General features: G+C 67.6%; 9 protein-coding genes. 5 read left to right on the top strand and 4 right to left on the bottom strand.

What is annotated here, in order from left to right:
• Positions 1 to 429 precede the first annotated feature (429 nt).
• Positions 430 to 3,831, top strand: a complete 3,402-nt coding sequence (fxsT, locus tag Ahu01nite_RS47320; protein ID WP_203843329.1) for an FxSxx-COOH system tetratricopeptide repeat protein — start codon at positions 430 to 432, stop codon at positions 3,829 to 3,831.
• A gap of 55 nt (positions 3,832 to 3,886) precedes the next feature.
• Here fxsT and Ahu01nite_RS47315 read toward each other — a convergent pair whose 3' ends face one another.
• Entirely contained in the window at positions 3,887 to 4,063 is a 177-nt protein-coding gene (locus Ahu01nite_RS47315) for a hypothetical protein (RefSeq protein ID WP_203843328.1), read from the bottom strand.
• A gap of 249 nt (positions 4,064 to 4,312) precedes the next feature.
• On the opposite strand from Ahu01nite_RS47315, the gene Ahu01nite_RS47310 reads away from it, so the two are divergent.
• Complete coding sequence (locus Ahu01nite_RS47310) at positions 4,313 to 5,413, top strand: effector-associated domain 2-containing protein (RefSeq protein ID WP_203843327.1); 1,101 nt, start codon at positions 4,313 to 4,315, stop codon at positions 5,411 to 5,413.
• Here Ahu01nite_RS47310 and Ahu01nite_RS47305 read toward each other — a convergent pair.
• Complete coding sequence (locus tag Ahu01nite_RS47305) at positions 5,410 to 7,188, bottom strand: HEXXH motif domain-containing protein (RefSeq protein WP_203843326.1); 1,779 nt, start codon at positions 7,186 to 7,188, stop codon at positions 5,410 to 5,412. The two genes, Ahu01nite_RS47310 and Ahu01nite_RS47305, sit on opposite strands and share 4 nt — an antisense overlap.
• Before the next feature lie 358 nt (positions 7,189 to 7,546).
• On the opposite strand from Ahu01nite_RS47305, the gene Ahu01nite_RS47300 reads away from it, so the two are divergent.
• Entirely contained in the window at positions 7,547 to 8,368 is an 822-nt protein-coding gene (locus Ahu01nite_RS47300; protein WP_203843325.1) for a CAP domain-containing protein, read from the top strand.
• Positions 8,369 to 8,445: 77 nt separating this feature from the next.
• On the opposite strand, the gene Ahu01nite_RS47295 is transcribed toward Ahu01nite_RS47300, so the two are convergent.
• Both Ahu01nite_RS47295 and Ahu01nite_RS47290 read right to left on the bottom strand, forming a co-directional pair.
• Positions 8,446 to 8,871: an RDD family protein gene (locus tag Ahu01nite_RS47295; RefSeq protein ID WP_203843324.1), complete on the bottom strand. Its 426-nt coding sequence runs from the start codon at positions 8,869 to 8,871 to the stop codon at positions 8,446 to 8,448.
• 20 nt (positions 8,872 to 8,891) lie between these two features.
• Entirely contained in the window at positions 8,892 to 10,037 is a 1,146-nt protein-coding gene (locus Ahu01nite_RS47290) for a cellulose-binding domain-containing protein (RefSeq protein ID WP_203843323.1), read from the bottom strand.
• Between the two features lie 174 nt (positions 10,038 to 10,211).
• Between Ahu01nite_RS47290 and ald the strand changes: the two genes are divergently transcribed.
• Both ald and Ahu01nite_RS47280 read left to right on the top strand, forming a co-directional pair.
• Positions 10,212 to 11,327 (top strand): alanine dehydrogenase, encoded by a 1,116-nt coding sequence (gene ald / locus Ahu01nite_RS47285; RefSeq protein ID WP_203843322.1) that lies wholly within the window; start codon positions 10,212 to 10,214, stop codon positions 11,325 to 11,327.
• Complete coding sequence (locus Ahu01nite_RS47280; protein WP_203843344.1) at positions 11,324 to 12,253, top strand: site-specific tyrosine recombinase XerD; 930 nt, start codon at positions 11,324 to 11,326, stop codon at positions 12,251 to 12,253. The genes ald and Ahu01nite_RS47280 overlap by 4 nt, the downstream gene beginning before the upstream one ends.
• Positions 12,254 to 12,286 lie beyond the last annotated feature (33 nt).

The following is a 12,286-nucleotide window of genomic DNA, read 5'->3' as shown; positions in this document are numbered from 1 at the left end:
AGGCCGCCGGTGTCGTGCGCGCTGACTGCTTGCCGGCCTGCCGGGTCTGCCGACAGCCGCCCCGTCCCATAGAGCGGACACCGGGAAAATCCGCACGCGCCCGGCTGGGAGGGCGTATCCGCTGCATCTGGCTCTGCGAATGAAAAACGCATAGTAGGTGTTCGCCTAACGACCATCTACTAAGGAGCAGCGGGCGAATTGGTTCTGCTAATCTCTGGTCCGCGTCGGCATAGCCGGTGCAGGTCAAGGTTGCCGGTTAATTGCGTGCTCATTGCTTTTTCTGCCAGGCGATGCCGGTTGCCGAGGCCGTAGTGGTGGCCATCGCCGGTTTCCTCTGGCGATGACTGACGCATATCGGTCTTTGCATTGTCGGCACTTTGGGTAGAGCATGGGGTCCATCGACCTTCGTCAGCGCATTGGGGGCCTGATGTGACTCACGCCGTCAGGAAGGACCCGGCGGCAGAGCTCCGCAAGGCGCTGGTTGCCGCGTTGGTCGACGTGCCTGTCACCCACAGTCTCGCGGACCGGCGGCTGTTGATTAACCTCGTTCGGCGCGATGTGCGGATGTTCCCGGACGTGCCGGAACGAGACCAGGCCCGTACCCATGTCATAGAAATCGTGCTCACCTGTATCGGCACCCGCGGGGCGCTACGCGCACTCAAGGAGGCGCTGGCGGTGATGGCGCCGGAGGCGCCGGCTACGCGGCTGGTCGGTTCGCTGGTGGAGTCGGCGTCGCTGGCCAGTCTGTTACTGCCTGGTGAAACGCAGCATGTGCACGAGTTGCTCCGCCGCGCGACGGCCGAGGCCGACGATCCGGCGTGGTGGCAGCCGCTGACCCGGGAGCTCCTGCCGGAGGCCCCGCCGGGCCCGCGGGATCTGGTCCAGGTGTTCGAGGGCCTGGCCGCGCGCAACGCTGAGGGCGTGGCCACCGCACTGATCTTCGCTCATCGTGCTACGGCGGGTCTGAACGGTCCCCTGCGGTCCGAGCTCGACGCGTGGATCGCCGAGGTCGCCGATCGGCTCGAGCTCTCGGACGAGATTTTCGCCGAGGCGGGGGCAGGGGCCTTAGTGCCGGGCCCGCGTCCTGCCGGCCCCCTCGAAGTAATGGATCCGGAGGGGGGCGCGTCGGATTCGGGAAAACCGCCATACACTGCTTTACTCCCGCAAAATGGTGTAATGTTGACGCCTGAAATGCAAATAAATCTCGGGTCATCTCACGATGGTCTCGACGTGGGCGCCCCGGATGCGGAGGTTGAGGCCGCTTCGGTGACTCATGGCGACATGAGCGTTGAGAATGGAGAAGATATGGCTCAGGTCGCCGACACGACGCAAGACCTGGAGAAGCTTCCCCAGGTGTGGGGTGACGTGCCGCAGCGAAATCCTGACTTCACCGGTCGCGGTGAGTTCCTCGACAATTTACATCGCGAGTTGAATATGCGCCGCGAAACCGCCGTCTTGCCCCAGGCAATTCACGGGATGGGTGGCGTCGGTAAATCTCAGATCGCCATTGAATATGTTCACCTGCACAGCAGCGAGTTCGACCTCGTGTGGTGGATTCCCGCCGAGGAGATCGGCCAGATTCTGACCTCGCTGACCAAGCTCGCGCAGCGACTCGGGCTCGATGTCAGCCCCGAGGCCAACGCTGCCGTCCCGGCGGTGAAACAAGCGCTCAGCACCGGAGGCACGGATTATCGTGACTGGTTGCTGATCTTCGACAACGCGGAAGATCCGGTAGAGGTGCGGAAATTCTTTCCCACCGGTGGTGCGGGACGTATTCTCGTCACGTCACGCAACCCGGAATGGGAGCGCGGCACCCGGGCGCTGGAGGTCGACGTCTTCACCCGTGAGGAGAGCATCGCTTTCCTGCGGAACAGGAACCCCGACCTCGCGGACGGCGACGCGAACAGCCTGGCGATGGCGCTCGGTGATCTGCCGCTGGCGATCGAGGCAGCCTCCGCGTGGCGGGCGACCACCGGTATGGACGCCACGGAGTATCTGCGGCTCCTGAGCGATAAACGGCTCGAGCTGTTCGATGTGGATCCGCCACCGGATTACCGGCTCACCGTCCGGGCGGCATGGAGCATGTCGCTCGAAAAACTGACCGTCGACAACCTCGCGGCGCTGCAACTTCTGCAGGTCTGTTCGTTTCTCGCACCCGAGCCCATTTCGCGCAATCTGTTCACCGGTTCGAGTGCGGCCGAGATCACGCCGGAACTCGATGCGACGCTGCGTGACACCTACAGCATCGGCAGGGTGATCCGTGACATTCTGCGGCTGGGCCTGGCGAAGTACGACCACCGGGACAACACGCTGCAGATTCACCGCCTCATCCGGCTGGTGCTCACGGACAGCATGGATCTCGAGCAGCAGGAGCTGATGCGTCGCGGTGCCCATACCCTGCTGGCGAACGCGAACCCGAACGATCCGGGCGGACGGAAGCAATGGGAGATGTACGGTGTCCTGCGGGCGCACGTCGATGCCTCTGACGCGGTCGCATCGCCGGATCCGCGGGTTCACGACCTTGTGTTCGGCGTGATGCGCTACCTCTACTACTTCGGTGATCACGAGGGCAGCGAGGCGTTGGCCGCACAGGCCTACAGGCATCGCGTCATCGATCGGGGCCCGGTCGACGGCCACACCCTACGGGTCGCGAAGTGGCTCGGCTGGATGTATTTGGTCAACGGTAAGTACCGGGAAGCGCGGACCCTGAATCAGGAGACGCTCGAGCGATACCGGCAGACCTTCGGCGACGAGGACGAGGGCACACTCGATGCGATGTGGCTCGTCTCGGCAGTCCTGAGGGCGAGCGGGGATTTCAAGGCCGCGAAGGAGCTGGACCGCAGTTCGGTCGATGTCGCGCGGCGGGCGTTCGGCATGGACGATCCCATCACCTTGAACGGCGTGAACGTTCTCGGGGTGAGCCTGCGGTTCCTGGGGGAGTTCCGGGAGGCGGAGCGCAGTGACCGGGAGAACTACCGTCGACATCTCAACGTTCTGGGCCCCGATGACAACGCGACGATGCTCTCGCTCTACAACCTGCTGATCGACCGCCGTGAGGCCGGCGACTACATGGCCACCCGGCAGGAGCACGAGCTCGCTTACAAGCGCAGCATCGCTGTCTTCGGTAGCGACGCACCGGCGACCTTGCGCATGGGCAGGGCGCTGTCCGTGACGCGCCGCAAGGCAGGCGATCATCCCGGGGCGTTGGAGCTCTCCAGTGAGACCTTCGTCAAATATCAGCGTCGCTATAGCGATGATCACCCCGACACGATTGCTGCCGCGCAGAACCTGGCCGTCGACCTTCGTCACGACGGGGATCTCCAAAGCGCCCAGAAGGTGGGCGAGGACGCGCTGGCAAGATACCTGCGGCTGTTCGGCGAGCGACACACTTACACGTTGTCGGCCAGGACCAATCTCGCGGTGGTGCTCCGGCTCGACGGAGCCGTCGAGAAAGCGTTGGAGCACGACCGGGAATCGCTGGCCCTGCTGGAGGAAACGCTCGGCCCGGATCACCCGGTCACCCTCATCTGCGCTACCAACTACGCCAGTGACCTGTTCAAGCTGGGCGATCTTCAAGCGGCCTACGAGCGCGACACCGACACGCTCGCGCGATCGGAACGGGTCCTCGGCACGGAGCATCCGTCAACGCTGGCCTGCAGTGTCAATCTGGCCCTAGACCTGCGGGCGGCCGGCCGGATCAGCGAGGCGGACCGGATCCTCTCGGACACGCTGGCGAGCCTTCGACGTGCGCTAGGCGCGCGCCACCCCGCCACGCTGAATGCTCTGCAGAATCTCCGGGCGGACTGCGACATCGATCCGATGCCACTGTAGGGCGAACGAGCTGTCGAGCGATGGCGTCGGTGCTGGGCACCGGCGCCATCGTTATTCAGTCGACGCGCCCCGGGGGACCCTGTCCGAGGTTTGCGCGGGCATGTTCGAGTTGTTCCAACATTGCCTCCTGCGACGTGGTCAGCAGGCGATGGTCGGTATCGCGCAGTTGCCGGAGGGAAGTGGCCGAAAGGTCGATCAGATCCGTTTCAATCTCCGGGGGATCGCGGTCCACGGTGTGGATTCCCTTCTCACGTCAGACCCTGCGAGGCTTGAGGCTGCGGCTGACACGGCAGTGCGGTGCCCCGATTTTCGGTCATTCAGCTCTGTCAGTGTCTCATACGCGCGGGTCACCGAAGGCACTATTCAGTGGTGGCCGGGCGTGAGTAAAGGCCGATAGAGTATTCACGCCGTGCCGAATCCGGTGCGAATGCGCTGGGGCGAGCGGGGGACGTCGATGCCCGGGGAAGTGACGATCGGAATCGTGACTGCGATAGCGATCGAGCTGGCCACGGTGCGGGCGGTGCTGGACGGTGTGCGGGATCTGCGGGTGGCCGGTGATCCGGGCTACTACTGCGTGGGGACGTTGCCGAGTGCGGAGGAGCGGGTGCCGCATCGGGTTGCGGCTGTGATGCTGACACGGGACGGGACCCGGAATGCCGCGGCAACGGTTGTCGACATGGCCCGGTCGTTCCCGTCGATACGGGTTGTGGTCATGTGTGGCATTGCGGCGGGGTTGCCGGCTGCAGGGGTTCGGCTGGGTGATGTCGTCAGTGCCACCGGGGGCATCGTCGACTACGGGCATCTGCGAGCCACGAATGGTTCGCGGGAGCTGCGCCGGGCCAGTGGGGACATCTCCACCATGTTCCTGGCCGCCGACAACCGGTTGGCCGTGGGGCAGCATGACGGCAGGCGGCCCTGGGAGCCGGTGCTGGCGGAGCTCGAGCGGGTCAATCCCGGGTTTCGCCGGCCGCCGCCGGAGGGTGGCACGCCGTCGGTGCATCGGGGTGCGATCGGCAGTGCGGACGTGTTGTTGCGGGACGCGGTGTTGCGGGACGGGCTCGCGGATGTTCACGGCATCATCGCGTTCGAGATGGAGGGTTCCGGGATCTCCGTCGGTGCCGGGTTGCACGGCCGGGAGTGGTTCATGATTCGGGGTGTCTCCGATCTGGCCGATGACCGCAAGAACGACGGGTGGCACGGGTACGCGGCGGCCGGGGCGGCGTCGTACCTGCGTGCTCTGGCCGGGGTGGTCGAGCCTGTTCCCGCGGTGGCCAGGCCCGACAGACGGCCGGGGCGGGTCGCGGAGCTGTCGCGGATCGTGGAGGCCCTACTGGCGGTACGGCTGGTTCGTGACGAGCATGAACGGCGGCTTCTGGTGGATGAGTTGCCCACGCATATCCGCTCGGTGATCGCCTACAGTCCGACCGCGCGGACGCATGTCATCTCGATCGTCCGGGCGTGTGAGGGTTTCGAGGAGGGGCAGGCCGCGCTGCTCGGTGCGGTGGGGCTACTGCTGGGTGCGGAGACGGCGGAGTTTGCGCAGCTCGAGGAGACCGTACGGCAGAATTGGAATGGTGTTTAGCGGTGGTGCCAGGTTTGGCTCAGCCAGGCTGCCAGCGCGACGGGATCCTTGATGAAGGCGTCGGTTTCGGCGTGGATGGCGCGGATCAGTGAGGGGTGTTCGGCCAGGGTTCGGCCTGCCGGGCCGTCGAGGGCGATGCTGAGGCCGCTCCAGGCGTCGAGGTCGTCGGGGTTGTCGACGATGCGGCGGGCGTAGCGGGCTGTGGCGGTGTGGTTCTCGCCGGTCAGCAGGGCGGCGTCGGCGTCGTCCACGCCGAGTGTGCGTAGCCGGGGTGTCGGTGTCGCGTCGCCCCGGGTGATCCAGCGCCGGGCCAGGGCGAGCTGGCCCTGCGACCAGCGTTTTTCGCCGGCGACGACGCGGTAGTCGGGGTCCAGCAGCGGTGCGGGCTCGCCGCGTGACCAGGCGGTGGCGAGGGGCTTGACCGATTCCGGGGCGGGGGTGAGGTGGCGGATTCGCCAGCCCGCCCGGTGGCGGTCGGTGATGATGCCGGCGGCGTGGAACGGGGCTCCGGTCGTGATGTCGGCCGACCAGCTGGCGACCCGCTCGGCGAGGCCGGCGATGAGGTGCGTGCCGACCTCGGTGAGCCGGCCGGACGCGGTCGCGACGCCGATGGCCAGCTGGGCTTGGCGGCGGCCGTGCAGGTATTCGAACTCGGCCATGACGTCGTGGTGTACGCGGGCCTCGTCGCGCCAGAAAGCGGCGATGTTGACGAATGCGTAGATTCCCTGGACCAGGCCCGGGAATGCGCGTGGGTCATCGCGCCAGGGGGCGTAGAAGACCTCGTCGTCGCCGCCGGTCGTCACGGGGAGCAGGTGGAGGAGCGCGCCCAGCTGGATGTGGGCGTGCTCGTGGACCAGGGCGACGGCGAGGGAGCGGGCGTTGTAGGGCTCGGAGACCAGCACGCTGCCGAATGCTTCGCCGGTGGAGGCGCTGCGGGTTTCGTTGTGGCCGTCGTCGGCGAGCGGGACGATCGAGAGGATGCCCGGCGCCATGGCCTGCGCGCTGCCGGGGTGGGTGGTGCAGAGGATCTCCCACGCGTCGGTCGCCAGGGTCGTCCACCGGTCGGCCTCGGGCTGGGGCAGGCGGCGCGGCTCGGCGGGATCACCCAGGTCGCGGTACGGGTCCAGGTCGTCCAGCGTCACGTTCAGCGCGGGAACGGCGCCGAGACTCAGTCGGCGCAGCTCCCGCCATCCGGTGTCGCCGGCTGAGCGACGTACGACCGTGCCCTCCCCGCTCAGTGTCACCTCGCCGGCGTGTGTCTCCGCCTCCACGAGGGTCCACCGGGTGTCGCTGGGGAAGACCGCGGCCCCTAGGCCCGGGAGCATCGCCTGGCCGTCACGGGCGGGGATGAGCGTGGTCCAGTCCAGGCCGTGGCGTACGGCGGCGACGAATGCCACCGCGTGCAGCATTCCCGCGTCCACCCACAGTGGTGCGTCGGACTCGACGAACCCCAGGCAACGGCGCATCAGGTACGCGGCCCACGCTCCGACCTGGGGGTGGAGCAGCACTTCCCGGATGATTTCCCGATCGGCGTCGTCGACCTTCTGCAGCAGGTCGAGAGCGTGCGCCGCGGGTGGCAAGCCGTCGAGTAACTCCGGGCGGCCGGTCAGGAGGTCGGTGACGGATTTGAAGATCAGCAACCGGCGGCTGAATTCGGTAATGCGGAGCTGATGGGTGAGTTCGGCGCTGCCTTGACCGCGATAGAGCAGGTCCAGGTGGGACTTTTGGATGCGATGGTTCGACAACGGCATCGGTCCCCCCAGCGACAGCGTCATGCCCTGACGTCGACGACTCTCAATGCGCCGGGCCATCCCATGATACGCATGGTGGGCGAATGCCCAGACTTATTCACGTAAGTCAATTCGGTGAAACCGTCGTCGCCGCCGAAATGGGGCGAATTCCGGGAATGCGGCAACTGTAATTCCCTGGGCGGCGCTGGCGGTCGTCGGTGTGGGCGCGTCGTCGCAGCTCGGCCGCCCTTGGGTGCGTTAGGGCACTCTATCTTTAAATCTTCTTCAAAGCTCGGGCTGGTGTGGGGCGCGCTCGCGCATAGTCGAGCGCGCCAGCATCACCAGCCTGCGGGAGTCACCGCCCGCCCGATCGATGAGGTACCTCGTGTCTTCGCGTCACCGTATGCCGATCAAGCGGACCCGTTACATCGTGCTCGCCACCTGCACCCTCGGGCTGCTCGGGGCCGGAGCCGCCGGCGTCGCGTCCGCTCAGACGACCCACCACCGCCCGCAGGCAGTGCGGCACGTGAACCCGTCGCTCGGCGCGGCGACCAACACGGTCAACGCCTCACGAGGCCGCTACCACCCACGGCCGACCAAGACCGCCACGAGTACGCCGACCAGCAGCCCCTCGGCGACGCCGACCAGTGCCGCGCCGACGACGATCGCGCCTACGACCGCCGCTCCCCCGACGGCGGCGCCCACGACCGCGCCGACGACCGTGGCGCCGACGACCGCGCCGACGACGAAGCCGCCGGTGACCGTTGCGCCGACCACGGCGCCGACGACTGTGCCGCCTAGTGGGGATGCGGTGCTCGACCAGGTCCTCGCGCACATCAACAGTGCGCGGACGTCGAGCGGGCTTTCCGCGTACACGCTGAATGGGGATCTTTCGAAGGCCTCGGCCGCCCACAATGCGTTGATGGTCGGGGGTTGCGGGCTTTCGCACCAGTGCGCGGGCGAGGCCGGGCTGGGGGACCGGTTCACTGCGGCGGGGGTGTCGTGGACGTCGGCCGGGGAGAACATCGGGCAGGGCAACGCCGGGAACAACCAGGCGGAGATCGTCGCCGCGGCTAACGGGCTGACCGATCTGATGCTGGCCGAGGTCGCGCCGAACGACGGGCACCGCAGGAACCTGCTCAGTTCCGGGTTCAAGAAGATCGGGCTGGCGGTCACCCGGGGTGCTGACGGGCGCGTGTGGGTCACGCAGGACTTCGTCAACTGAGTGCTCAGCTGAAAGGCGCCTGGCCCTGGGGCCGGGCGCCTTTGCTGTGGTCAGCGGTAGTGATCACGCGCCATGGGTCAGTTGCGCACGACCAGGGTCTTCGCGGCCATGTCGCCGAGGCGGCGGCGGCGCGAGGAGTTGACCACGATGATGAGGCCGACGAGGTAGCCGAGCAGGCCGTCGATCAGGCGGAGCAGGGTGCGGACCAGGACCGAGACGAAGCCGGGGCGGCCGCCGTCCTCGCTGATGACGCGGATGCCGGTGACCATTTTGCCGACCGTGCGGCCCAGGAGGCCCTCCATCAGCAGGTAGTAGGCCAGGGCGAGGACGAGCAGGATGCCGCTGCCGCCGACGTCCAGCTGGGTGAGGTCGACGTCCGAGGTGGGCAGGTTCAGGCCGAAGACCTTGCTGATGATGGCGCTGAGGATGCTGAACACGAGGCCGTCGATCAGGGTGGCGACGATGCGGCGGCCGGTTACGTGCACGTTGAGAGAGGGGTTCACGGGCAACAAGGTAGCGAACGTCAGCAGCCGATCCGGGTGGCTGCTACCGCGACGTCGTCGTACCAGAGGGTGTCGGCGCCTTCGCCGTAGCTTTCCCAGCCGAGGCGCAGGTCGGTGAGGCGGGGGCGGTAGGTGCGGTTGAGCCACTGGCTGTCGATGTCGTGGGTGGGTACGCCGTCCTGGTGCAGCCCCGGCACTGAGACGCCGTCGAGCCAGGTGTCCATCGTGCCGTCCGCGCCGTTCACGGAGAACTCGACGCAGGTCCAGGTGTTCACGGGCAGCGGGCGGGACAGGGCGACGCCGGTGGGGCTCTGTTCGGGCAGGGTCGCGTCGTCGGAGGCGCGGTTCCATTGCAGGGCGGCGTTCTGGCCTCCGAAGCGGAGGTCCTTGTTGGCGTCGGCGGCGTCGCGCAGGGCTACGGCGGTGGTGTGCGCTACCGGGAGGGCGGTGGTGTGGCGGACCCAGTAGCGGACGTACCAGGCGGTGGCGGCCGGGTTGAGGATGCTGGTGTTGGCGGCGAAGACGTGGTTGCAGTAGCCGGCGGCGCCGTTGATGCGCAGTGACGTGGTGCCGGTGTGCGCGACCGTCTTGTCGATGGTCGCGGTGCCTGCCCCGGAGCAGTCGGGGGTGGAGATCGACCAGTCGCCTGCGGGCGTACCCGCGGCCTGGTTTTCAAAGCTGTCACCCGAGCCGGAAGAGGGCGGCGTCGAGGTGGGAGGAGTAGAGGGCGAGGAAGGGGAGGAGGGGGAGGGCGACGGCGCGGCGCCGGAGCAGGAGACGCCGTTGACCGCGAAGTCCGTGGGCGTGGCGAACGCGCCGGTGGCGGTGCCCTGGACGCCGAAGGAGGCTGAGGCGCCCGTGCCCAGTGAGCCGTTCCAGGCGACGTTGGTGGCCGTGACTGTGCGGCCGGACTGGGTGACGCCCGCGTTCCAGCCGGAGGTGATCTGCTGGCTGCCGGGGAACGTCCAGGTCAGCGACCAGGCGGTGAGCGGGGCGGCGTTGTTGGTAAGTGTGATGTCGGCGGTGAAGCCGGTGGCCCACGAGTTCGCGGTCCAGGCGACATCGCAGGCGGTGACGGCGAAGGCGGGTGCGGTCGCATAGCCGGCGGCGAGGACGGTCGCCGCGGCAGCGAGGGTGACACCCAGGATTTGGGAGCGCTTCCACATATAGATGAACGTACATATCAAGAGGTGTGATCGGAAGAAGCGCCCGACACAGGATCTTGATCGGCGGGTAACCGATCGGCAGTATCTTCCACTGAGTGGGACGGTAGTCTGCGAAGCAGCCCGTCTCGGGTATGAGCCATCGATGTCTCCACCCCGGAAAGGACGGTGTCGGCTGTGAAGGTCGGCATTCCGAGCGAAGTCAAGAACAACGAGTTCCGGGTGGCGATCACGCCGGCCGGGGTCTACGAGCTGAGCCGTGCGGGCCATGAGGTCTTCGTGCAGGCCGGGGCCGGGGAAGGCTCCTCGATCACCGACGCTGACTACCTGGCGGCCGGGGCGAAGATCCTGCCGGGCGCCGACGAGGTGTGGCAGACCGGTGACCTGATCCTCAAGGTCAAGGAGCCCGTCGCGGAGGAGTATCCGCGGATGCGCGAGGGGCAGGTCCTGTTCACCTACCTGCACCTGGCCGCGTCGAAGGAGTGCACCGACGCGCTGCTCGACCGCAAGGTGACCGGGATCGCCTACGAGACCGTGGAGCTGCCCGACCGGTCGTTGCCGCTGCTCGCCCCGATGTCCGAGGTCGCGGGCCGGCTCGCGCCGCAGGTCGGCTCGTACCATCTGATGCGCTCCGGCGGTGGTCGTGGCGTGCTGATGGGCGGGGTGCCCGGGGTCTACGCGGCGAAGGTCGTCGTCATCGGTGCCGGGGTGTCCGGGATGAACGCCGCGGCGATCGCGCTGGGCATGCAGGCCGAGGTGCTCGTGCTCGACAAGAACATCGCCCGGTTGCGGGCGGCCGACGCCGATTACCGGGGGCATCTGCAGACGATCGCGTCCAACGCGTACGAGATCGAGAAGGCCGTCATCGACGCCGACCTGGTCATCGGCGCGGTTCTGGTCCCGGGTGCGAAGGCACCCAACCTGATCTCCAACGACCTGGTGTCGCGGATGAAGCCGGGCAGCGTGCTCGTCGACATCGCGATCGACCAGGGCGGCTGCTTCGAGGACTCGAAGCCGACCACGCACGCAGACCCGGTCTACCCGGTGCACCAGTCGATGTTCTACTGCGTGGCCAACATGCCCGGCGCGGTGCCGCACACCAGCACCTATGCACTGACCAACGTCACTTTGCCGTACGCCCTGGAGCTCGCCAACCTGGGCTGGCGCGACGCCGTCAAGGCAGACCCGGCGCTGGCCCTGGGCCTCAACACCCACGACGGCCACGTCGTCTACGGCCCGGTCGCCGAGGCGCACGGCATGACGGCCGTCCCGCTCGCCGAGGTGCTGAGCTGAGCGTTCCCGTCCTGCAGCGGACGGTGCAGACCTATCTCGACCACCTGACCGTCGAGCGGGGCCTGTCCCGCAACACGCTCACGTCGTACCGGCGGGATCTGGATCGTTATCTGGAATCCCTGACCGCGGCCGGAGTCACCGACCTGGCCGCGGTCACCCCCGCCGACCTGACCGAACACCTGCTCCAGCTGCGGGAGGGGTCACCCGATCATCCCGCGCTGTCGGCCTCGTCGGCCGCAAGGGCGATTTCAGCGGTACGCGGATTGCACCGTTTCGCCGCCCGCGAAGGCATCGCCGCGCACGACGTGAGCCGCGACGTCAAACCGCCCACCCCGCCGAAACGCCTGCCCAAGGCCCTCGACGTCGACCAGGTGACGCGGCTGCTCGGCACGGTCACCGGCGACGAACCCCTGGCCCTGCGTGACCGGGCGCTGCTGGAATTCCTCTACGGCACCGGCGCGCGGATCTCCGAGGCGGTCGGGCTGGCGATCGACGACCTGGACCGCAGCGTGGTGACACTGCACGGCAAGGGCGGCCGGACCAGGGTGGTGCCGCTCGGAACGTACGCGCGTGACGCGCTCGATGCGTACCTGGTGCGTGGCCGTCCCCCGCTCGTGGCCGCGGGCAAAGGCACCCCGGCGGTTTTCCTCAATGCCCGCGGGGGTGGACTGTCGCGCCAGAGTGCCTGGACGATCCTGCACCGCGCCGCGCACGCTGCGGATCTTCCTGTGGACGGTGCGCACGCCGTCTCACCGCATACACTGCGACACTCGTACGCGACACACCTGCTCGACGGCGGCGCCGACGTCCGCGTCGTGCAGGAGTTGCTGGGTCACGCATCGGTGACCACGACGCAGGTCTACACGCTGGTGACAGTGGACCGGCTCCGTGAGGTGTACGCCACCTCCCATCCCCGCGCTCGTTAACCGTTAGGTACCAGTGGGCGACACGCCGAACGG

The organism is Winogradskya humida, assembly GCF_016862215.1.
GTDB classification, from domain to species: domain Bacteria; phylum Actinomycetota; class Actinomycetes; order Mycobacteriales; family Micromonosporaceae; genus Actinoplanes; species Actinoplanes humidus.
The sequence above is the reverse complement of the archived record's forward strand: the minus strand, read 5'-3'. Positions and strand labels throughout refer to the sequence as shown.

Coding starts and splice junctions, on each gene's coding strand:
- Ahu01nite_RS47290 (WP_203843323.1), bottom strand. CDS start 10,037: ATGTGGAAGCGCTCCCAAATCCTGGGTGTCACCCTCGCTGCCGCGGCG.
- Ahu01nite_RS47300 (WP_203843325.1), top strand. CDS start 7,547: ATGCCGATCAAGCGGACCCGTTACATCGTGCTCGCCACCTGCACCCTC.
- Ahu01nite_RS47305 (WP_203843326.1), bottom strand. CDS start 7,188: ATGACGCTGTCGCTGGGGGGACCGATGCCGTTGTCGAACCATCGCATC.